Origin of the sequence: Glaciecola sp. 2405UD65-10 (assembly GCF_048820975.1) — a bacterium.
Classification (GTDB): Bacteria; Pseudomonadota; Gammaproteobacteria; order Enterobacterales; family Alteromonadaceae; genus Glaciecola.
This window is the reverse complement of sequence record NZ_JBMEUF010000001.1, coordinates 304,303-328,417: the sequence shown is the minus strand read 5'-3', so window position 1 is coordinate 328,417 and position 24,115 is coordinate 304,303. Positions and strand designations below refer to the sequence as shown.

At 40.9% G+C, this 24,115-nt stretch carries 15 protein-coding genes; 2 read left to right on the top strand and 13 right to left on the bottom strand.

From position 1 onward, the window contains the following. Nucleotides 1–92: 92 nt before the first annotated feature. The 4 genes from ACOI22_RS01490 to ACOI22_RS01475 all read right to left on the bottom strand — a co-directional run bounded on the left by ACOI22_RS01490 (nt 93) and on the right by ACOI22_RS01475 (nt 10,179). Complete coding sequence (locus tag ACOI22_RS01490) at nt 93–944, bottom strand: ThiF family adenylyltransferase (RefSeq protein ID WP_420669481.1); 852 nt, start codon at nt 942–944, stop codon at nt 93–95. A 258-nt stretch (nt 945–1,202) separates the two neighbouring features. Then, a complete protein-coding gene (locus ACOI22_RS01485) occupies nt 1,203–2,078 on the bottom strand; it encodes a PEP-CTERM/exosortase system-associated acyltransferase (protein ID WP_420669479.1) in 876 nt (291 codons plus the stop codon). Between the two features lie 611 nt (nt 2,079–2,689). Beyond that, a complete protein-coding gene (locus tag ACOI22_RS01480; RefSeq protein ID WP_420672292.1) occupies nt 2,690–7,066 on the bottom strand; it encodes an alpha-1,6-glucosidase domain-containing protein in 4,377 nt (1,458 codons plus the stop codon). An 83-nt stretch (nt 7,067–7,149) separates the two neighbouring features. Then, on the bottom strand, nt 7,150–10,179 hold the full coding sequence (locus tag ACOI22_RS01475; protein ID WP_420669477.1) for a TonB-dependent receptor: 3,030 nt from the start codon (nt 10,177–10,179) through the stop codon (nt 7,150–7,152). Between the two features lie 327 nt (nt 10,180–10,506). Here ACOI22_RS01475 and ACOI22_RS01470 point away from each other — a divergent pair, with 327 nt between their 5' ends. Continuing rightward, on the top strand, nt 10,507–11,811 hold the full coding sequence (locus ACOI22_RS01470) for a mechanosensitive ion channel family protein (protein WP_420672291.1): 1,305 nt from the start codon (nt 10,507–10,509) through the stop codon (nt 11,809–11,811). Nucleotides 11,812–11,828: 17 nt separating this feature from the next. Here ACOI22_RS01470 and ACOI22_RS01465 read toward each other — a convergent pair whose 3' ends face one another. The 9 genes from ACOI22_RS01465 to sdhC all read right to left on the bottom strand — a co-directional run bounded on the left by ACOI22_RS01465 (nt 11,829) and on the right by sdhC (nt 22,333). Next, nucleotides 11,829–12,245, bottom strand: coding sequence for a 3-phosphoshikimate 1-carboxyvinyltransferase (locus ACOI22_RS01465; RefSeq protein ID WP_420669475.1), 417 nt, complete (start codon nt 12,243–12,245; stop codon nt 11,829–11,831). Nucleotides 12,246–12,379: 134 nt separating this feature from the next. Then, nucleotides 12,380–13,252 (bottom strand): succinate--CoA ligase subunit alpha, encoded by an 873-nt coding sequence (gene sucD / locus ACOI22_RS01460; RefSeq protein WP_420669473.1) that lies wholly within the window; start codon nt 13,250–13,252, stop codon nt 12,380–12,382. Continuing rightward, the gene (sucC, locus tag ACOI22_RS01455) at nt 13,249–14,418 is read right to left on the bottom strand and encodes an ADP-forming succinate--CoA ligase subunit beta (protein ID WP_420669471.1); all 1,170 of its coding nucleotides are present in this window, start codon (nt 14,416–14,418) and stop codon (nt 13,249–13,251) included. Before sucC ends, sucD begins: the two co-directional genes overlap by 4 nt. 189 nt (nt 14,419–14,607) lie before the next feature. Continuing rightward, complete coding sequence (gene odhB, locus ACOI22_RS01450; protein WP_420669469.1) at nt 14,608–16,107, bottom strand: 2-oxoglutarate dehydrogenase complex dihydrolipoyllysine-residue succinyltransferase; 1,500 nt, start codon at nt 16,105–16,107, stop codon at nt 14,608–14,610. 10 nt (nt 16,108–16,117) lie between these two features. Next, nucleotides 16,118–18,946, bottom strand: a complete 2,829-nt coding sequence (locus ACOI22_RS01445; RefSeq protein WP_420669467.1) for a 2-oxoglutarate dehydrogenase E1 component — start codon at nt 18,944–18,946, stop codon at nt 16,118–16,120. 169 nt (nt 18,947–19,115) lie between these two features. After that, nucleotides 19,116–19,826, bottom strand: a complete 711-nt coding sequence (locus ACOI22_RS01440; RefSeq protein ID WP_420669465.1) for a succinate dehydrogenase iron-sulfur subunit — start codon at nt 19,824–19,826, stop codon at nt 19,116–19,118. Nucleotides 19,827–19,840: 14 nt separating this feature from the next. Further along, on the bottom strand, nt 19,841–21,613 hold the full coding sequence (gene sdhA / locus ACOI22_RS01435; protein WP_420669463.1) for a succinate dehydrogenase flavoprotein subunit: 1,773 nt from the start codon (nt 21,611–21,613) through the stop codon (nt 19,841–19,843). Between the two features lies 1 nt (nt 21,614). Next, nucleotides 21,615–21,962: a succinate dehydrogenase, hydrophobic membrane anchor protein gene (gene sdhD / locus ACOI22_RS01430; RefSeq protein WP_420669461.1), complete on the bottom strand. Its 348-nt coding sequence runs from the start codon at nt 21,960–21,962 to the stop codon at nt 21,615–21,617. After that, nucleotides 21,959–22,333 (bottom strand): succinate dehydrogenase, cytochrome b556 subunit, encoded by a 375-nt coding sequence (gene sdhC / locus ACOI22_RS01425; protein ID WP_420669459.1) that lies wholly within the window; start codon nt 22,331–22,333, stop codon nt 21,959–21,961. The genes sdhD and sdhC overlap by 4 nt, the downstream gene beginning before the upstream one ends. 446 nt (nt 22,334–22,779) lie before the next feature. Between sdhC and ACOI22_RS01420 the strand changes: the two genes are divergently transcribed. After that, complete coding sequence (locus tag ACOI22_RS01420) at nt 22,780–24,060, top strand: citrate synthase (RefSeq protein WP_420669457.1); 1,281 nt, start codon at nt 22,780–22,782, stop codon at nt 24,058–24,060. The last annotated feature ends 55 nt before the right edge of the window (nt 24,061–24,115 follow it).

Sequence of the window (24,115 nt, the reverse complement as noted above, 5' to 3'; positions counted from 1 at the left end):
AACTTTGCAAGCCATTGATTTAACAGGATTTAATATATTTCGTGTTTTTTTTAATCAATGGTGTGTAAAAAAGTTCGACACCTTTAAGGACACTAGCTCACAGCCTTTTTCGCCACACCAAATTTGATTCGCTGTATAGGACCTTTATTCCCCCATCGCAAGTGTGGGAAAACAAGCTTGTTTTTATAGCCATCGAACTGAGTCACTTTAGGCGCAACCACTACATCACCTCGGTTCAATACTAACTTTAGTACATTTGAACAAAGCAAGCCAGAACAGAGCTTAATTGCCATTGGCGTTGATGGACCGCGCTTTTCTTTAAAATTAGCAGATGACGGGTCAACTAAGTAATCACGATGCATTAACACAGGTGCTAAGCCAATCAGGAGTTTGATGTAGCTTTCTTCATCATTTTTACTGCTACTAAATTGGTAGTAGTCGTCAAATGACATTGAATCTTTTGTAAATATAGCCAAGGCTACGCCCATACCAATTGGAGCTGCTAACAAGTTTGGAATGCCTTTGTCTTGCGCTTTTTGATAAACCGTCTTTCTTGCTTCTAATGCAAAAAAATCAATGCCGTCTACGTAAATATCTACGCCATCAAAAAAATCATCAACGTTGTCTTTAGTCACGCCGCCTGGGAATTCTTTAACTTGCGCGTTGGGGTTTATGTCGCGCACCATTTCGGCCATAACGGTACATTTAGGCCTGTCAACAGTGGACATAAACGCACCCGCTTGCCTGTTGAAATTATGAACTTCAAATTCATCAAAATCCGAAAAATGAAAATTTTGAAAACCCATTCGAGCAAGCGTTAAGGCATGTTCACCGCCCGCGCCCCCTAAACCAGCAATCGCTATTTTAGTATTTTTGATGATTTCTTTTTCTTCGTGGGTAATCCAGCCAATATTTCTGGAAAAGGCGTTATCATAATCAAACATTGTCGTATCCTCATTTTATATTCTAGTGTATCGACTAAAATGAAAGAAGATTTAGCACTCGTTGTACTGCAATAAGTAACTCTTACGAATAAGAAGAGAACAGTATTATTATGAAACACTAGATATGCAAGTAAGCGTGAATCTAAGCAAAGTTAGCGGCTATTTAATAATCATGAAATAACCGCTACTTTGAAGGTATAACATCTAAAGGTATGCTTTATGAAGTAAGGGAGGCTCTAGCCAAAAAGAGCAAATCTATTAATAGATTTTTTTCATAAATTCATCAAGCATAGTTTTAAACGCTGGTTTTAAATTATCTAGGAAGTTTTTTGATTCTATGTAGTAAGGTACACGTCTTCCTACGTATTCAAACTCTGGGCCAATTTGCGTCATAGTTAAGCCAACTACTTGCATACTCTTACCTAGGCGTGGGTCAGCCATGAAATAGATATGGTTTTTGCCTCGGTTCTTAAACATGGCAGTACACGCCATATATAAACCTACGGCTATGAATGGAAAACAACGCATGTCATTCTCGTCATAATGTTCAATATTGATACCGGTATTTGCTGCGCAAGCCGCGGCGTCTATTTTACGTCGTCTAAATACCTTCGGAATCAAAATACGAGAAACTTCTGCTACTTCATTACGAGGGAAATTTTCAGGAAGAAGATCTTTTCTTTCAATATGCTCAATACCCTGCTTTTCAATGGGTAATATCTGATCATCTTGCTCTGGCATAATCAGCCTTACGCAGCCAGCGTAATCTTTAGAGCGGTTATGCTGAATAAGGCACTGTTCGGCATAGTCATCATAATTATCACGCTCTAAACCGGTTTCGTTACCCTCAAATATTTTGATTTCTTCACAGAATACTTCATGTCTTATTTTATAAGCACTTTTAAGTTCGTCAGGGCTTTTGGCCAATACTGCTGAAAAATGATCTGTAAAATGCTCGAACACCCATTGCGCTTCGATTTGAAATTTCATTTGTCTCTCTCTTATTCTAGCAATACGCTGTTTTTTTAATCTTAACGCGTCTGCTCGAGTTTTATCGGCTTTAATTGAAAAATCTTTGACATTTACAGATTGAGGAATCTCATTACTTGAAATTGTAGATTGTGCGTCGAACATGGCTAGTGTCTCCTAATTTTATATTTTTTGTTGCAATACGTCTCAAGTCGTACATAAATCTTGATTGGCACCTATTAATAGGTATAAAAATGGAAACAGAAGAAACTAACATAAAAAAACTTGTATCTTTTTAGTTACAGTGTCGCAAAATTGCTACAACTCGTTCTCTACTCCCAATGCATGTTAAACATAACACTATAAAAGTAAAGAATTATTTTTTATTTTGTCTATCAATTTAGACCTCACACTCCATTCACTAAATAAATAAACAAGCACCTCAGTTAATGAAAGCTTGCGCGATATTTCTTACATGATATGGCAGTAAATGCCATGATTTAAAGCTGTTTATTGAGTTTATGGTATGTATAACAATACTAAAGTAGAGTTTTTAAAGAATTATCACTGTGAATAATTAAAACGCGTATTACGCAATAATAATGATAAAGAATATGGAAATTGGATAAGATTTTTGCAAATAAATCAGAATATATTGTTGTTTTTTTCTAAAAAGACTGTGTGCCCAACAATTGAACGATATGAGAAGCTTTTAAAAAAAAACCAGCTACATCGCGTAAGCTGGTTTTTATTACTCTATTTTAAGCAAATTTACATTAATTTACTGGCGTAACAATTACCTCAGGGGCTTTTGCATCAGGTCCTTTAATGGTAAATTTATAATCACCTGCAGCGGGAGCGGGCTGAATAGAAATATCAGCACTGCTACCATCAGCGTATAGTTCAAAGGCTTGGTTAACACTAATCACGTTGTCATCACCGCTAAGCGCGCCTAGATTTATATTAGCCCAATCAGCATCGGCAACTTTGAAATTCACTGCACCGCCATCTAGCGTTATGTTAACAGAGTATTCGCCATTACCTTGGTAGCTTAGTTGATCAACTGCTCCCCAGCCATTCATGCTACCGCGAATATACACCGCACTATTACCAAAAAACTCTTCTTTAAACACTCTTATTTTAGGTTCATTAAGGTCAACAGTATCGAAAATAAATACATAGTTTCCAGCCTCTTGAATATCAAGTGCTAAGTTGTTGTTACTTGCTGCGAGGTATTGGTTATTACCTAGGGTAACAGTAATGTCAGTTGCATCTGCGCTTACACCACCTAAATTCACAGTAGACCAATCTTCACTTGCCACTTTAAATAAATGCTCACCAGCAGGAATGAATATACCTTCACTATGGTAAATACGCCCACCTTGATACTCTAATTCGTTATCTGTGCCCCAACTGTTCATTGAACCGCGAATATAAACGGGAGTACCAACATATGGCTCTTCATTTACTACGGTAAGTATAGGAGCCGCTGTATCACTGGCATCTAAGGTAAATACATAACTTGCATCACTGCTTACGCTAATGCTCATATTACCGCCGCCAGGATTAAGCGTTTTCGCAATGTCTTCAACTACAATAGGATCATCATTGTTGCCTAAATTAGCTGTAGACCAATCTTCTGTTGCTACCTTAAATCCGTAGTTGATACCTGAAGTAAGCTGAATGGTTGCTTCATAAACGCCCTCGCCTTTGTAAGTAAATGCGTTATCTAATCCCCATCCGTTCATGTCACCACGCACATAAACGGGTGAATCACCGTAAGGAACTACGTCAGGCGCACCAGCGGTTGCAATAGCTGATAAACCATATGCACGTTGAGTACCTTGAGGTTTGGTAAATACAGCTATTGTTAATGCCGGAACGGTAAACGTGCCTTGGGTAACACCATCTGCAGAAGTATCGCTAAAACTAGCGCCGCGTACTACAGGGTCTATTGAGTTCATTAAGGTGCTGTACAGCTCAAAACCCTCTGCAGTGCGCACTTCAATAGATTTTTCTTCTGTGCTTGAGTTCACCACTACCATTAAGGCATCGGTGCTTGAGTCTAAGTCTTCGAGCATGGTTGCGCCTTCAGTATTAATACCATCATCAATACTCATGGCAATCATCCCAAACTCCTGCCTTGCACCAATATTGTGGAAACCCACTCTTTGCTTAATTTCGTCACTAGTCGTTAATCTAAACAAACGGCTTGAAGAACGAATACTTAACAATTCTTGAAATACCTCAGCAGCAAATTCAATTTCATGCATGCCCGCGGCGCGGTCAACTGAATTCATGAAGTTTGCTATTTCGTCCCAACGTGCTTCGTTGTCACCCGCTAATGGCAAACCTACGTTAAAGTTATTGGTTTGCATGGTGAAATCAACGTAGTTAAACCAATCGCCCGAATCGTAAGTGTTACGGTCCATTGACTTAGAGCGAAGGAAATCCCCTCCCATTTGTAAAAATGGAATCCCTTGCGACATAAGTGGAATGCCAATACCTATATTTTGCGCTCTTACTCGTTGTTCTAGCGAATACGAACTTGGTAAAACATAGTTAAATTGGTCCCATAAGGTTTCATTATCATGCTTTGACACATAATTAATGATGTCAGCAGGGTCAGTGGCGTAACCGCCTAGCACACTGGTTTGTGCATCGCTACCGCCTGATGTTTTCAAAACAAAGTCTGTAAGCGTGCCTGCCATCGACATTTTAACTTTGTCTTGTGCATCTAAGCTTGCTTCGCTCGATTCTTCACTGAAAATTAAACCTTGGCGAATAGCCTCGCGGATACGGTCATTGTAGGTGCCTATTTCAGTACCGGCCATATTAAACTGGCTAGCAATTTCAAAATCACCATATGCAGCGGTGTCTTTACCCCATCCTTCACCGTAGAAATACACATCTTCGTCAATCGCTTTTACTGACTCAAATAACGCTACCATTGTGGTTTTAGACGCTTGGCTCATAATATCGAAGCGAAATGCGTCAAACTTGTAATGCTCAGACCACATAAGCAAAGAGTCCTCCATGAATTTTTCCATCATGCGATTTCTTGGCTCTGTGTCATCACAACAGGTTTCTCTAATTATATCGCCCGTTTCTATATCATAGCGATGGTAATAACCCGGCACTACTTTATCAAACACTGAGTTTGCGAATAATCCTGAAGCATTGGTGTGATTATAAACAACATCTAAAGCAACCCTTAGGCCAATCTCATGTAATGATTGGTTCATGGCACGCATTTCTAAAATGCGCGCTGTGCTATCAGCATCAGTTGAGTAACTACCCTCAGGCGTATTAAAGTGCTTTGGATCATAGCCCCAGTTAAACAAATCGTAGTTACGCAGTTCCTCTGCAAAGGCCTGTGCCGCACCACCTTCTGTTACCGTACTGAAGCTTTCAAATACTTGTGCAATGGTCATGCTAGTTGATGTACCATCAGTGCATACACTGGCAGCCGGAGCAATGGCACAAAACTGTGCAATAGTGCTTGTCCATTCAATGGTACGGTTTGGATCTTCGTTTATGGTTGCAATGTCATTTGCAGGTAGCATATGAAAATGCGTAAGGCCAGCTTCTTGTAAGTTTTTAAGATGCGTCATTGGCACCGAATCTTGCTCAGTAAACGCTAAGTATTTACCGCGGTTAGCTTCGCTGGTTGATTCATCGCGCACACTAAAATTACGAATGTGACCTTCATAAATTACTATATCTTCAAAATTTTCTACCGTTGGAATAATGTGGCTATCCCAACCATCTGGTTTCAAGTCATCGTCATTTAAGTTCACAAATTGTGAGAACCTACCGTTGGTTGATAAACTAACTGAATAAGGGTCAGTCACGTCTAACACTTCAATTTCATCGCTTACGGGTGAATAAACGCTTACTTCATACCGATATAGCTGTCGGTCAAGTTCCATCCCGCCTTCATAAGACCAAACGCCTGAAGCAGCGTCGTAGTTCATTGGATAGCTAGTATCTAAGCTCTTACCTGAATTATATATGTTCAAGTTTACATTTTGTGCGGTTGGAGCCCATACTGCTGCAGTAATACCCGCATCAGTGTATATTGGACCTAGCGCTGCTTCATCAGCGTCAGCATCACCTTTTGTATATAGCTCGTCAATCACGTTACCAATTTGCATACGAGTGGCTGCAACTAGCTTGCCTTCATCATTGTACGCACCTAAAATCGCTTGGGTTTTCAACACGGCCTTTGCGTCATCTTCTGACCAATCACCCGCAAATGCAGTAATGCCATTTAAATGAGGCGCAATTTCTTGTTGCTCAGTACTTAAATCAACTTCGGTTAATTCAACACTTGTGCTATTCAGTACGCCATCTTCTAAGGTAATCTCAATATTAGCGCTGTCTGAATAATGCAGCTTAACGGAATCAACTAATGCATCATCAACTGCCCAAAGTATAGTCTGGCTATCAAGCCAATGTGCTTGGCTACCTTCAACCGAAACAGGCTGTTCACCTAAGGCATCAACAGGAAATTCATAAATTGCACTATTACCGCTGAATACGAAATTCATGCGGGCAAAACGTTCATCTTCTTGAGTTAACTTACCTTTGAAGTCGCCTCCCCCCATTTCCTTGCCAGAATCATCAGTACCAATGTGGATAATAAAGTTGTGGCAAGCCCCTGGCGTGTCGGCGTAGCCTGGAATTAAGTCTAAAATCCAGTAAGCACCATACACAGGGTCTATTCCGTTGTGGACTCGGCCATCGGTCCAGGCTGTATCAGCGTCTACATAGGCGGCGCATTCATCGTTGTTCCAGGTGTGCAACTTATACCCATTGTAAGCAGGATCGTTAGGGCTGTTATCTGCATCTACCGCATTTCGGTTGAAATACAACACTGCCTGATCCGCACTAGGTGTAAATACAGGGTCAGCGAGTTCAGGGTTATAACCTACTTCACATGCATCATTTGCTGAATTAGGAACTTCGGGTGCCACGCATATAATAGGCGGTGGCGCTACACAACGTTGCGTTGCTGAATCATAAATATTAGGCACATCACAGGCTGCAATTTGCTCGCCTGAATCAACCTCAGAACCACCACACGCTGAAAGTATTAAAGTACTTAAAGCTATTATGGTAATCCCAATCATTTTTCTTATGTTAACCATCTTTGTTAACTCCACGTTGTTGCTTGTTGCGGGAATACTCGATTGGCAGTTAAGGCTGCCAAATAAATGTTTGTTAAATTTACTCATAATGAATACGTCACCCCAAGGTAGTATTGCGTGCCAAAATACTGGATAGTGCCCGTTCTCGATTCGCTACCGAAGTAACTTTTCGTAGGTTCATCAGTAATATTATTTGCTTGGAACAACACCCCTAAATTCTCATTAATCTCATAAGAGGCTTGAAAATCCACAACTAGCTCTGAATCAAAGTTAACTACTTGTGAGTTCACCGCTACCTGTTGTGACACAAATGGGTCGCGATAGCGGGCATTTATGCGGGTTTCAAACCCTTTGGCGTTGTCATAAAACAAAGTGGCAGACAATACCTCAGGTGATAGTCCAGGTAGGTCGCTTGAGTAAATCCCTTGGTTTGGGTCTGATATACGGGTAATTTCAGTTTCTGTGTATGAATAGCTTAAATTTGTTCCAAAGCCTGACCACATATCAGGTAAGAAGCTAAATATTTGTGTGTATGAAACTTCTAAACCACGAATATAACCCCCTTCACCATTATTCACCGCGGTAGTGTATGCGCCATCTAAAACAGGAAGTGAAACAGTAAGAGGCAAACCACCCGTGTCTAGTACTGGTGTTAACGGGGTACTTGGGTCGTCGTCTAAATCCTCTCCAACCACAATGTCAATGGTATCTGGAACGTCAAATCCATTTGCCCTAAAGTTGTATGGATCGGTGGTACTTCTATCTACAAACGACACAATATCTTTATAGAATAAGGCAATAGCTAAAGCACCATCGGTTTCAGTAAAATAGCGCTCGTACGATATATCGTATTGGTTGGCATAAAACGGACGTAAGTAAGGGCTGTTATCGCTTTGGCCTGACACTCTTGCCTCCCCTAAGACCTCAATTTCACCGGTATCAATATCACGCTGAGCAATGGGCTCATTGATAGTTGTACCTGTATTCGCAAACATTTGGTTAATAGGCGCACGGCCCATTACTTTTGCGGCAGCAAAGCGAAGGTAAGAATTATCTGTAATCTGAAAGTTTAAGTTAAGAGACGGTAAATAATCGGTGTAAGTATCTTCAAGAATAATGGAGCGAAATTGATCGGTAATAAGCCCTACATCGTCCGTTATAAACTCTGCGCCGGCTTCAATATCTCCGTCTACATCTTGTAAAAAGGTTGAAGCTTGCTTTGAATCCACCATGCGTACACCAATGTTACCCGTAACCGGAATGTCGCCAATCTCAAAATTAAGGTTAGCCATGATGTAGGCTGATGTCACTTCTTCGTAAACTTCACCGCTTTGCAATACTGACCAAGACGTATCGTTGCCAGCTACCGCATCGGGATCTGCATTAAGTACACCATCATATCCGCCCCAAGTTTGTTGTGGCTGAGGAATACCGCTGGGGAACCAAGCGTTTAGCGCTTTATCTAAATCGATGGCTAAATAGCTAGGGAAATAAGAAAACTCACCTTCCCAATTCACTACCTCAACCATATCTTGAGTAAGCTGAAGCGGCGGTTGTGAAGTAGAAACGCCAGAGTCACTTCCGTATTCATACACTGACCGGTCGTTCGAATACGTTCGGTCTGAGTAACGAGCTCCAAATTCTATTGAACTAATGAATGGGTTATCGTCAAGCAAATAGGTAAAGTCTAGGCGATATGCATCAAGTTCGTCTTCATTTTGAAAAGGATAAATACCGTATTTAGTGGTCAAAACACGGTCAATATCTGAGAAAGCATCTTGTTGGCTAAAGCCTAAATCTGGCAAATCTAAGCCATTTAACGCATAAGTAATGGAAACGTTCTCGTCAAACTGCGGATTTTCAGCGGTAGCGTCATCAACTACTAATGACCATAACAAGCCATTTCTAAAATCACTTTTTGCTCTTGAATTTGAAATATCGAAACTGGCCGTCCAGTTATCGTTAATTTCCCATACGCCATTTAGGCCTAGGTTCATTATTTCATCAAACTCTTGGTTATTATCATTAACCAATTCAATCCGAGTGTTGCCATCGGATGCTCGGTTAAATGTTCCACCAATTACGGTGTTATCATCAATTATAGGGTTGCCAACGGCTACGTCAGGCGCTTCTAACTTGACTCTGAATCCACGCGCAAAAGCTTCGGAATCAAACTTAGAATAAAACGCATCGCCTTTAAGCGTAAAGTTGTCTACCGGCGCCCACTCCAAGGCTACAACATAACCATCGCGAGTTTCGGCCCCGCCCTTATGTTGCATTTCAAAACCTTCACCAATTATTTCACATTCTTGGCATTGCTCTTCAATACTTAGATTAGGGTTATAGTTGTCGGTGTCTCCGGCTAGACCATCAACATCTAATTCACGGTTTGACGCTAAGCCTATAAATTGAGTCGACACACTTGGTTGATACAAGCGCGCATAACCTAGTGCTAAACCCAGTGTGTTATCTAAAAACTGGCCTTGATAAGAGAAGCTTAAACGGTGGCCAAATTCATCAGCATCTGATACTTCAGAAGCGCGATTGTTATACATGCCTCGAACGTTTATATTAAATTTGTGTTTTTCGCTGTTGGATAACGGACTGGCGGTTTTCAATTCAACAGTACCCGCAACGCCACCTTCAATTAATGACGCTTTGGGGGATTTATAAACAGCGCCCGATGAAATAAGTTCTGATGGATATTGGTCAAATTCAATTGAACGGCTGCCGCTTGTAGATACTTGCTCTCTGCCATTTAAGGTTGAGAAAACGAAATCACCAGATAAACCACGAATGTTTATTTCGGCAGCTTGACCACCTGTTCTTACCGCTGAAATGCCCGGTAAGCGAGTAAGTGCATCGGCAATTGAAACATCGGGTAAACCGCCAAGATCATCTGCTGATAATTGCTCAGTAACGGTATCGCTAAAACGCTTTTGATTTAATGATTTAATCAGGCTCGTGCTGAACCCTCTTACTTCAATAACTTCGAGCGCTTCGGGATTTTCAACATCAGCGTTGTCTTCTTGTGCGTATATTGACGAACTCCCGATTAACATACCACTAGCAAGCAAAGAGCTAATGATAATATTGGGTTTAAATTTATTCATACGAGTGTCTCTTATAATGTGAATGTAGTGTTGATAGCCGAGTCGCTTAAAATCTAACTTTGTTAATGATCCGTATAACCGAATCTATCAAACGCTTACCTACCTGATATTATGTTACATTTTTCACTAACCATTAACATCTTTATGCATACGTATTCATAACCTTGTTAACAATAATTTTACAAAAACATTCTCAAGAAAACGCATTTTTCTATTTATTTTTATCTTTACTGTTATACTCAAACAAATTAATCAAGTGGTAATGAATACTTCTCTCACGTTAGAGAATTTGAAAATTATCAATTACATAGTGCTCACTTTTTCATGATGAATTCTTCCGCTATAACAAGTGCGCTTGCAGATGCACAAACGCAACTAGCCCTTGCATTAAGCGAATCGCACACCTATATTCAGCTGGCAGTTGTTGCCGCGATTTATGTTTTTTCTTTTCTTATATCAAAGGTAGTACGCAGTAATATTGCTATTACCAATATTAAGCCTGACGAACATGCTCACCCCTTGAAGCGATTGCTGTACAAAGCCTCATTGTTAATAGGCCCATTATTAGCGGTTTTTTTAATAAAAATATTTGATGAACTTGCTACAAGTTTAGCCATGCCTCATTGGGTAATAAACCTCACCTTAGCCATAGCGGTGCTGCTACTTGTTAATTCTATTATTAACGTATTTGTTAATGAGCCAGTGGCAGCTCGATTATTTAAGTGGATTGGCTTGCCTATTGTTTTTCTTCAAGTAGTGGGGCTACTTGATGACGTAATTGCAATACTAAGCGACATTTCACTTAATATTGGCAATGTAAGTGTGTCGGCTTATGGCATTATTCGAGTACTTATATTTGGTAGCTTATTGTTTTGGCTTGGGCGTGCATCTAATAGTTTCGGTAAAGCGGTTATTCGCAAACAAGCTTCTTTAGATGTACCTACGAAAGAAGTCTTCAGTAAACTATTTGAGGTAACGCTTTTTTGCATAATTGTTTTACTTTTATTAAATGTAATGGGCATCAACTTAACTACACTGGCTGTTTTTGGCGGGGCCTTAGGTGTAGGTATTGGTTTGGGCTTACAATCAATTGCTTCAAACTTTATTTCAGGCATCATAATTCTGCTAGATCGCTCGCTAACCATTGGGGACTATGTAGAACTTGATAACGGACAAACAGGTTTCGTACGCGAATTTAAAATGCGTTATGCAGTATTAGAAACCTATGATGGGAAAGATATTTTAGTTCCCAATGAAATGTTCATATCTAACCTTTTAGTGAACTGGTCTCACAAAGACCCAAAACAGCGCTATAGAGTTGACTTTGCCGTACCCTACGCCACAAATATTCGAGAAATGGTTGAGTATGTAAAAGATGCTGTGGCCGAACATCCTCAGGTCTTGAGCGGAGAACAATACCCTGTTGAAGAACGTCCTGACTGCGAAATAGATAGCTTTGGTGATAGCGGTGTGAATATGTTTGTTGAGTTTTGGATGATAGGCGTTGATGACGGTAAAAATCGCGTAGGCGGTGATTTATTACTCATTATATTTGAAACCTTGAAAGAAAATGGCGTTGATATGCCCTTCCCTCAACGTGAAGTACGTATTTTAAAAGACGAAAACAAATAGTAATAAAAGGGCAATGCTTAAAATTGCCCTTTAAACCATGACCATATCCCAAGTGAAAACCCATCAAATAAGTTAATACCCAGCGCCGACTTTAGTAAGTACAATAATAGCAAGCCGACTAAAGCTGAAAATGTCAGAAATATTGAAAGCACAAATGCAGAAGTGAAAGCGGATATTTTTGCCTCTCTTCTTGATAGCTCTCGTCTGTTTTTACCAATTAAAAATACATAGTAAATACGTACATGGGTAAGTGGGATAGATAAGGTTGAACGTAAGTCAATAGAGTGCTTTTTCCAACTACGAACACCTAAGGCCGCATGTAAATGTTCAAGTTGCTTAGGCGTAAAACTGCTGGCCACGTCTTCGGGCATTCGCTCAAGAATATTTTTAATTTCAGGCGCTTGTTGCTTAGGAATAACTTTACGCTCAGCCAAGTGAGTGGTTCCATTTAATTAAGTGAAGTCACCTAAGTTAACGGCAATACATGATAAAATTTGAGTTAAAAAAAAGGCTCAAATTATATTTGAGCCTTTTATTAAAGATGCTAAAACATCAACTTAGCCAGAGCTTACCAACCGGTAATTTCACGAAGGCCTTTGCCGATGTCAGCCAATGAACGAACCGTTTTAACACCGGCCGCTTCTAAGGCTTTAAATTTCTCGTCAGCAGTACCTTTACCACCAGCAATAATAGCACCAGCATGACCCATGCGCTTACCAGCAGGTGCAGTTACACCAGCAATATAAGAAACAACAGGCTTAGTTACGTGCTCAGCAATGTATGCTGCAGCTTCTTCTTCAGCGTTTCCGCCGATTTCGCCGATCATAACAATTGCTTCTGTAGCTGGATCTTTCTCGAACAACTCAAGAATATCGATGAAGTTAGAGCCTGGAATTGGGTCACCACCAATACCTACACAAGTAGATTGGCCGAAACCTTCATCGGTAGTTTGCTTAACCGCTTCGTACGTTAATGTACCAGAGCGAGAAACAATACCTACTTTACCTGCTTTGTGAATGTGACCAGGCATAATACCAATTTTACATTCACCTGGCGTGATTACGCCTGGACAGTTAGGACCAATCATACGCACACCCTTCTGTGAAATATATTCTTTCACGAAAAGCATATCAATAGTTGGGATACCTTCGGTAATACATACAATTAGTTCAATGCCTGCATCTGCCGCTTCTATAATAGAATCTTTACAGAAAGGTGCTGGTACATAAATAACAGAAGCAGTTGCGCCTGTTTCTTTAACAGCATCTTTAACAGTATCAAATACTGGCAAGCCTAAATGTGTTGTGCCACCTTTACCAGGTGTTACACCACCAACCATTTGCGTACCGTATTCGATAGCTTGTTCAGAGTGAAAAGTACCTTGACCACCAGTAAAGCCTTGGCAAATTACTTTAGTGTCTTTATTAATTAGTACACTCATGCTGCACCTCCTGCCGCATCAACAACTTTTTGAGCTGCATCGCTTAAGCTTGCTGCTGCAATAATGTTAAGTTCACACTCTTCTAATTTCTTAGTACCTAACTCAGCGTTGTTACCTTCTAGTCTTACAACTACAGGTACATTTACACCTACTTCTTCAACCGCACCAATAATCCCTTCAGCAATCATGTCACAACGTACAATTCCGCCGAAGATGTTAACTAGTACCGCTTTAACGTTACTGTCAGATAAAATGATTTTAAACGCTTCAGTAACACGTTCTTTAGTTGCACCGCCGCCAACGTCAAGGAAGTTAGCTGGGTTGCCACCATGTAATTTCACAATATCCATGGTACCCATTGCTAGGCCTGCACCGTTAACCATACAACCAATGTTGCCGTCTAATGCAACATAGTTTAGTTCCCACTGCGCCGCTTGTGCTTCACGAGCATCTTCTTGCGAAGGATCGTGCATTTCACGAACTTTAGGCTGGCGATACATAGCGTTACTATCTACTGCTAATTTAGCATCTAAGCAGTGAAGGTTACCGTCATCTTTAATCACTAAAGGATTAATTTCGATAAGCGCTAAGTCTAAATCTTCAAACATTTTAGCCAAACCAATAAAGATTTGAGTAAATTGCTTCACTTGAACACCTTTAAGGCCAAGTGCAAATGCGATTTCGCGAGCTTGGTAAGGCTGAGCACCCACTAATGGATCAATTTCAGCTTTTAGAATCTTCTCTGGTGTTTCTTCTGCAACGGTTTCAATTTCTACACCGCCTTCTGTTGACGCCATAAACACGATTTTTCGTGAAGAACGGTCAACAACTGCACCTAGATAAAGTTCTTGATCAATATCTGTACATGACTCAACAAGGATACGACTAACTGGCTGGCCATTTTCGTCTGTTTGATAAGTTACTAGATTTTTACCTAACCACTTTTCAGCGAAAGCTCTAATATCTTCTTTATCTTTGACTAGTTTAACGCCGCCCGCTTTACCGCGACCGCCCGCGTGTACCTGACACTTAACTACCCACTCGCTACCGCCAATGGCACTAGCGGCTTCAACAGCAGCTTGAGGTGTATCAGCAGCAATTCCGTCAGAAACGGGCAAGCCGTATTCTTTGAATAACTGTTTACCCTGATATTCATGCAAATTCATGGTTATTTATCCGATTTTGTTGATTATAGACTTAGCATTATATTCTCGAACGAAAATACTCTGGTAAAGTCTGGTTAAAACTGCGCCGAATTCCCTGTGAATTCGGCGTTTAAAAGATAATACATCTGTATTATCAAACTGAATACTTTATATCAACATATGTTGATAAATCTCTAAATTCGCTTAGCCTTAAACATCTAAGATTAAACGAGTTGGGTCTTCTAGCATTTCTTTAACAGTTACTAAGAATCCTACTGATTCCTTACCATCCACTATACGGTGATCATATGACAATGCTAAGTACATCATTGGTAATATTTCAACTTTACCGTTAACTGCCATTGGACGGTCTTGAATTTTATGCATACCCAAAATCGCACTTTGTGGTGGATTTATAATAGGGGTAGACATAAGTGAACCAAACACACCACCATTGGTGATGGTAAAGTTTCCGCCTTGCAATTCTGCTAACGACAACTTGCCATCTCGACCTTTAAGCGCTAATTCTCTAATGCCTTTCTCAATACCCGCCATGCCAAGCATATCGCTGTCTTTCAGTACTGGCGTTACTAGGCCACGAGGCGTAGATACGGCAATTGAGATATCAAAATAGTTATGATAAACAATGTCATCACCATCAATTGATGCGTTCACTTCAGGATAACGCTTAAGTGCTTCGGTAACCGCTTTTACATAAAAAGACATAAAGCCTAAACGAATACCGTGGCGCTTCTCAAACCCATCTTGATATTGCTTACGCAAATCCATAATAGGTTTCATATTAACTTCATTGAAGGTCGTTAACATTGCAGTTGAGTTTTTCGCTTCTAATAAACGGTTTGCAATTGTTTTACGCAAACGTGTCATTGGTACGCGCTTCTCAACTCGGCTACCTTCGGCAACACTCGGCTCGTTTGATGCTGATTTAGCTGCAGGCGCTGGAGCGCTGCTGCTATTAAGATGCTTTTCTACATCTTCTTTAGTAATACGACCACCTTTTCCAGTGCCTTTTACTTTACTTGCATCAATATCTTTCTCAGCAAGTAAACGGCGAACTGATGGGCTTAATGCATCACTGTCATCGCTTTCATCTTCTGATTCAGCAGGTGCTGCAGATGCCGCTGGCGCTGACGCGCTAGCACCGCTTACAAACTTGGCTATAATTTCTTCAGCTACAACAGTAGAACCTTCAGAAGCAATAATTTCGCTAATTGAACCATCTGCCGGAGCAACTACTTCTAAAACCACTTTGTCTGTTTCAATATCAACTAGGTTTTGATCGCGGCTAACTGCTTCGCCAGCTTGAACATGCCAAGTTGCGATGGTTGCATCAGCTACCGACTCTGGTAACACTGGAACCTTAATGTCACTCGCTTCACCTTTACTTTCTGATGATGCAGGAGCTTCTGCTTTGGCAGCAGGCTCAGCTGAATTACCCGTATTGGCGACTGCACCTTCACTTACATTGGCAATCACTTGTTCGCCTAAAACAGTCGCGCCCTCTTCGAACAAAATTTCACTCAACACACCGTCAGCGGGTGATACAACTTCAAGTACCACTTTATCGGTTTCGATATCTACTAAATGTTGGTCGCGGGTTACTGTTTCGCCTGATTTAACATGCCATGTTGCTACGGTTGCATCAGCAACTGATTCAGGTAAGACGGGAACTTTAATCTCATGAGCCATCTGGGGTTCCTTATTTAATTGTGAGAGCATCTTCAACCAATGCTTTTTGTTGTTGAGTATGAACTGCAAAATAACCAACTGCAGGCGACGCAGATGCTTTACGCCCTGCATATGTTAAATTAGCGCCATTTGGAATTGATTGCCAAAAATGATGTTGGCTACAATACCACGCGCCTTGGTTTTGTGGTTCTTCTTGACACCATACCCAATCTTTTACATGAGCATACTGTTCAACCACTTTATCTAATTCTTGTTGTGGGAATGGATATAATTGCTCAATTCTAACAATCGCAATATTATTCAATTCCCCTTTACGACGCTGCTCTAGCAAGTCGTAATATACCTTGCCTGAACACATAACAACACGTTCAACTTTAGCGCTATCTAGCTCATCAATTTCACCAATTACGTTGTGGAAAACACCTGCAGATAGTTCTTCTAAAGAAGAAACCGCTAGCGGATGACGTAATAATGATTTAGGTGACATTACAATCAAAGGACGACGCATGGGACGCACTGATTGGCGGCGAAGCATGTTATAAACTTGTGCTGGCGTAGAAGGTACACATACCTGCCAGTTATGATCTGCACATGATTGCAAGAAACGCTCTAAGCGTGCTGAGCTATGTTCTGGACCTTGCCCTTCATAACCGTGAGGAAGCAATACTGTCAAGCCACATAAACGTCCCCATTTCGCTTCACCTGAACACAAAAATTGGTCAAATACTACCTGAGCGCCGTTAGCAAAATCACCAAACTGAGCTTCCCAAATAGTTAATGTAGCAGGTTCTGCGGTAGCATAACCGTACTCAAAGGCCATTACTGCTTCTTCTGATAATACTGAGTCATATATTTCAATATTACCTTGCTTGCTGTGTAAGTGTTGCAATGGCATGTAATCGCTGGCATCACTTTGGTTGTGAAGAACAGCATGCCTATGGAAGAAGGTACCACGACCAGAATCTTGACCCGTCATACGAATCTCAGTGCCACCATCTAAAATTGTTGCATAGGCCAAGTTTTCAGCCATGCCCCAATCTAGCATTTTGTCACCGCTAATCATACTAGCGCGGTCAGCATACAGTTTGTTAACGCGAGACTGCAGCTTATGTTCTTCAGGGAAACTATTGATTGACTCGCCTAGTTCAACTAAACGTTCAATAGGAACACTACCGTCGTAATCTACATCCCAGTCATGTCCAATATAAGGTGACCAATCAACAGAATGTTCTGTCATTGGGCGCCATTCTTCAACTACGCATGCACCGTGGTCAAGCGCGTTTCTATATTCAAGTGCTAGCTTATCAATATCATGCTGGGCAATTATTCCCTCAGCAATAAGTTGGTCAGCATATATTTGACGTGGAACAGGATGTTTTTTAATTTTTTGATACATCAAAGGCTGAGTAGCATTAGGCTCATCAGCTTCGTTGTGCCCATGACGGCGATAACACACTAAATCTATTACCACATCACGTTTAAATTTGTTTCTATAATCTAGCGCTAATTTTGTAACAAAAGAAACCGCTTCAGGATCGTCAGCATTCACGTGAAAAATAGGTGCTTGGACCATTTTTGCGATATCAGTACAATATTGAGTTGAACGCGTATCTTCGGTTTTAGAAGTGGTAAAACCTACTTGGTTGTTAATTACAATTCTAACTGTGCCGCCTACTGAGAAGCCTCGCGTTTGCGACATGTTAAATGTTTCTTGCACAACACCTTGACCAGCAATCGCTGAGTCACCGTGAATTGTAATAGGTAATACGGCTGAACCGTCAGTGCAGTCGCGACGATTTAAACGCGCTCTTACTGAACCCATAACAACAGGATTAACAATTTCCAAATGAGAAGGGTTAAACGCTAACGCTAAGTGAACGTTGCCGCCCGGGGTAGCAAAATCAGATGAGAAACCTGCATGATATTTAACATCACCAGCGCCTAGGCTGTCGTCGTGCTTACCGGCAAATTCATCAAACAATACCGATGGATTTTTGCCAAGTACATTAACAAGCACATTTAAGCGGCCGCGGTGAGCCATACCCAATACTACTTCTTTAGCACCAGCTGTACCTGCTTCGGTAATAAGACCTTTTAACATTGGAATTAAGGCATCACCACCTTCCAAACTAAAACGCTTTGCACCAGTAAACTTAGAACCTAAATACTTTTCCATGCCATCAGCGGCAATCAAACCTTTTAAAATTTTGATTTTAGCATCGCGATCAATAGCAGGTTTAGCTTCTACTGACTCAAGACGTTGTTGAATCCAACGTTTTTGCTCAGTATCAGTAATGTGCATGTATTCAGAACCAATAGAGCCACAGTAAGTTCTATTTAATGATTTAAACAATTCTTTAAGGTCTAGTTTATCTGCGCCTACAGCGTAAGAACCTAAACTAAATATTGTATCAAAATCACTCTCAGACAAATTATGATGCGATAGCTCTAAGTCACGAACGCGCTCTTGCTTCCATAAACCTAGCGGGTCAAGATTAGCATGTTGATGACCACGAAAACGATATGCATTTATAAGTTGAAGAACTTTTACCTGTTTTTCATCACCAGGTGAAGATGCGCCTGGCGCTGCAGAAACAGAGCCAATGCGAGCTGCTGGGCCAGCGGCCGCAACTTTTTTAAATTCTTCACGAATATTTGAATGATTTTCTTCAACGGCAACGCCGTCAACTTTTGGTAACGCATCAAAAACTGATTTCCAGTTTTCAGAGACGTCTTGAGGGTTTTCGAGGTATGCTTCGTATAACTCTTCTACATACGCAGCGTTAGCTCCTGCCATGTGTGAAGAGTCCCACCATGCTTTCATCACGCTATTTTGCATCGTTTAGCCTTGATTAGTGTTATTGACTGTATTGTATTCTATGTAGTTTTTAATTTAAATCTTATATAACCAATGTCTTAGGTTTTTTTTAACTTATATAAAAAAAATAGCCATCCATTGCTGGATAGCTATTTAAAAACTAGTTAAAAAAACGCACTAAGTGTTTCAATTATAAAGCTCGCTGTAGCAACATTGATTTAATTTGCCCGATAGCCTTTGTTGGGTTAAGACCCTTAGGGCACACGCTTACGCAGTTCATGATGCCGTGACATCTAAATACGCTAAATGCATCATCTAAATAGCTCAAACGTTCGTCAGTAGCAGTATCACGGCTATCAATCAAGAAACGATACGCATGTAACAAACCTGCTGGACCTATAAATTTATCAGGATTCCACCAAAACGAAGGACATGAAGTTGAGCAACAAGCACACAAAATACACTCATATAGCCCATCAAGTTTAGCGCGCTCTTCTGGCATTTGAATATGTTCACGTGCCGGCGGCTGCTTGTTGTCATTAATCAAGAACGGTTTAATTTTTTCATATTGCGTATAGAACTGGCTCAAGTCTACAACCAAATCACGCACAACTGGCAAACCTGGTAGTGGACGAACCACTATTTTACCTTTTCCTAGCGCTGATAACGGCGTAATGCATGCCAAACCATTCTTACCGTTCATGTTCATGCCATCTGAACCACACACGCCTTCACGGCACGAGCGACGGAAAGATAAAGTAGGATCCGATTCTTTTAAAGCAAGAAGCGCATCTAGCACCATCATGTCTTGGCCTTCCTCAACTTCAAGAGAATACTCTTGCATGCGAGGTGCATCATCAACATCAGGGTTATATCTGTAAATTGAAAAGTCTAATTTCATGGTCAATACTCCTCTTAGTATGTACGCGCTTTAGGAGGGAATGCCTCTCTAATTTTTGGCGCCATATTGACGTCGCGTTTACGCATAGTTTCGCTCTCAGGAACATATACTGAATGACACAACCAGTTGTCATCATCACGTTCAGGAAAATCAAAGCGACTGTGAGCACCACGGCTTTCTGTTCTAAAGTTAGCAGCAACAGCTGTGCTATATGCAGTTTCCATTAAGTTATCAAGCTCTAAGCATTCAATGCGCTGAGTATTAAAGTCACTGCTCTTGTCATCTAAACGAGCGTGCTGTAAGCGTTCACGAATTTCACCTAGTTCTTTAAGGCCTTCTGCCATAGCTTCACCTTCACGGAATACCGAGAAGTTAAGCTGCATGCACTTCTGCATATCTTTCTTAATTTGAACTGGGTCTTCGCCTTTACCTTTATCAGATGATTCCCAACGATTGAAGCGAGCCATAGCGCCTTCTAAATCAGAGGCTGATGCGTCAGATTTAACTTCAATTTCGTCAATACTCTTACCTAGGTGTAGGCCTGTTGCACGTCCAAATACTACTAAGTCAAGTAATGAGTTACCGCCTAAGCGGTTTGCACCATGAACAGATACACATGCAATTTCTCCGCATGCGAATAAACCATCCATTGGCGTTTCGTTACCGTCTTTGTCAATGTTGATAACTTGTCCATCAACATTAGTAGGAATACCACCCATCATATAGTGACAAGTTGGAATTACTGGAATTGGTTCTTTAACTGGGTCAACGTGAGCAAAGGTACGAGATAGCTCTAGTATACCCGGCAAACGAGACTCAAGAACATCTTTACCTAAGTGATCTAGCTTAAGTTTAATGTGTGTGCCCCACGGCCCTTCACAACCGCGACCTTCACGGATTTCTGTCATCATTGAACGCGCAACTACATCACGGCCCGCTAAATCTTTCGCGTTAGGCGCATAACGTTCCATGAAACGCTCGCCATCTTTGTTAAGCAAGTAACCGCCTTCTCCGCGGCAACCTTCGGTTACAAGTGTTCCTGCTCCAGCTATACCCGTTGGGTGGAACTGCCACATTTCCATATCTTGTACTGGTGCGCCTGCACGTAAGGCCATACCAACACCGTCACCAGTGTTGATGTGTGCATTAGTAGTAGAAGCAAAAATTCTACCTGCACCGCCGGTTGCGAGAACAACCGCTTTTGATTTGAAATAAACCACTTCGCCACTTTCAATGTCTATTGCAGTACAACCTACTACTTGACCTTGTTGGTTTTTAACTAAATCTAGTGCGTACCATTCAGAGAACACTTTTGTTTTGTTTTTAACGTTTTGTTGGTACAAAAGGTGAAGAAGAGCATGGCCTGTTCTGTCAGCAGCAGCTGCAGTTCTTGCCGCTTGCTCACCACCAAAATTCTTTGACTGACCACCGAATGGACGTTGATATACTCGGCCATCTTCAGTTCTTGAAAATGGCAAACCCATGTTTTCCATTTCAATAATTGCTTCTGGACCAGTTTTACACATGTATTCAATGGCTTCTTGGTCACCAATGTAATCTGAACCTTTTACGGTATCATACATGTGCCATTCCCAATTATCTTCGTGGGAATTACCCAATGCTACAGTAATGCCACCTTGGGCAGAAACGGTATGAGAACGTGTTGGAAACACTTTTGATAAAAGTGCGCACGAACGGCCCGATTCTGAAATTTGCAAAGCTGCACGCATTCCCGCGCCACCCGCTCCTATTACAACTGCATCAAATTCATGAACAGGTAAAGTCATATTAAACTCCCAACAATACGAAAAGACCAATCGCAACATAAGCAAATGCGATTAGATTTAAAATGAACTGCAAAGCAGCACGCAATTTATGCGCTTTTACGTAATCAGTAAGCACCTGCCATAAACCTATGCGCACGTGCATCATGATTGCAACCAATGCTGCCATGGTAAATGCTTTCATATAAACTGAAGCAAATAAACCCTGCCAAACTTCAAAGGTTACAGTTGGGGTGGAAACAAAGAAGTACAGCATGTAAGCTGCGAAAAGTGTAATGATAGCCGCTGATGCACGCAAGGTTACGTAATCTTGGATACCATTTCTTTTAATTGATGCTTGGTTAGTTATCATATTAACACTCCAGCAATAACGATGGTAATTACAATCCACAAACCAATAGCTATATTAGCACTGGTATTGCCCGACTCTAACTCTTCCCAGTAGCCCATATCCATCACTAAATGGCGTATGCCACCAATGAAATGAAATGTGAAAGCAGAAAGCGTTCCTATGGCTATGAATTTACCTACGAAACCATTCATTAGATCACTAACTAAAGCAAATCCTTCAGGCGACGCAATGGAAGTTGCCCATGCCCAAATAACGAATAATAATGCAAAGAACATCGCAACACCTGTAATACGGTGCAATATTGAAGCTCTCCCTGCGGGTGGTAATTTGATTGTGCTCAAATCGAGATTGACTGGTCTTTGTTTTTTCACAATAAAACGCCTGTGTGTTTAAACGTGCACTTACGCAGAATTATTTTTTTATGCCAAGTAACACGTGGTTGTGTGTTAATAATTTAACAATAGCGAAAATTTAATTGTTAAATTTTTGTGAATGAAATATTAGTAAAGTATGTACAAATATCCCTTTAAATTCAGCGGGTTTGAATATATCAACCTCAAGCTTGAATAGCAATGTTTACTTGATGATTGGGACTTTAGTAGTAAACATATGTTTATAACCAACATTTATTACCAATATCAGCTAGAGTGATGAAGAATATATATTAAACACATGTGCATTTAAATTGACTTCGCTAGTGAATAAGTGAAGAATATCGGCACTTTTCCCAAAAAGTGTAGTATTTTGTGAAAGATAGTGAACAAAATCCTCGCTTTTTCCGTTAGATCGGATACTCAAAACTTAGGAGAGCAATTTAATGTCAAATAAGACCGCTACCCTCAAAGCTGGTGACGTAGAAGTAGAATTTCCAATTTTGGAAGGTACTGAAGGCCACCCAGTTATTGACGTAAGAGCACTAGGTGCACACGGATACTTTACTTTTGACCCAGGCTTTATGGCGACTGGTTCTTGTGAATCAGCAATCACGTTCATAGACGGTGCTAAAGGTATTCTACTTCACCGCGGTTTCTCAATTGAAGATTTAGCTCGTGATGCGAGTTTTCTGGAAGTTTGTCATATGTTATTACATGACAAAGCGCCAAATAGTGAAGAGTATAACGAATTTAAAGAAACCATTACACGCCACACCATGGTGCACGAACAAGTAAATATGTTCTTCCATGGCTTTAGAAATGATGCCCACCCAATGGCAATGCTTTGCGGTACTGTTGGTGCGTTATCGTCTTTCTACCATAGTGATTTAGATGTTGCTGACCCTGACCAACGTAGCCGTTCTGCGCATCGTTTGATTGCCAAAATGCCAACGCTAGTAGCGATGTGTTATAAATACAACATAGGGCAGCCTTTCGTTTATCCACGTAACGATTTGAGCTACGCTGCAAACTTCTTAAACATGATGTTTTCTGTTCCTGCTGAAGAGTATGTCATAAGCCCAGCTGTAGAGCGTGCTATGGATAGAATCTTTATACTTCATGCTGACCATGAACAAAACGCATCTACCTCAACTGTGCGTCTAGCCGGTTCATCGGGTGCTAATCCTTATGCTTGTATTGCAGCAGGTGTAGCATCTTTATGGGGTCCTGCTCATGGTGGCGCTAACGAAGCTTGTTTAAAAATGTTAGAAGAAATTGGCACTGTTGATCGCATTCCTGAGTTTATTGCTCGAGCTAAAGACAAGAGTGACCCTTTCCGACTAATGGGCTTTGGACACCGTGTTTACAAGAACCACGATCCACGCGCAACAGTGATGCGTGAAAGCTGTCATGAAGTACTACAAGAGCTTAATGTTGAAAACCCATTATTAGATGTTGCGATGGAATTAGAAAGAATTGCCTTGAGCGACCCTTACTTCGCAGAGAAGAAATTGTTCCCTAATGTTGATTTCTATTCTGGTATCGTATTAAGTGCTATTGGTATTCCAACCAATATGTTTACTTGTATTTTTGCTTTAGCAAGAACAGTAGGTTGGATTTCACATTGGCATGAAATGATGAGCCAGCCAGGTCAAAAAATTGGTCGTCCTCGTCAATTGTACACAGGCCATAGTAAGCGTGAGTACACACCTATCAAGAAGTAATTCTTGTTGCATTAAAACGATAATAAATGGCGCTTTTTGAGCGCCATTTTTTTAT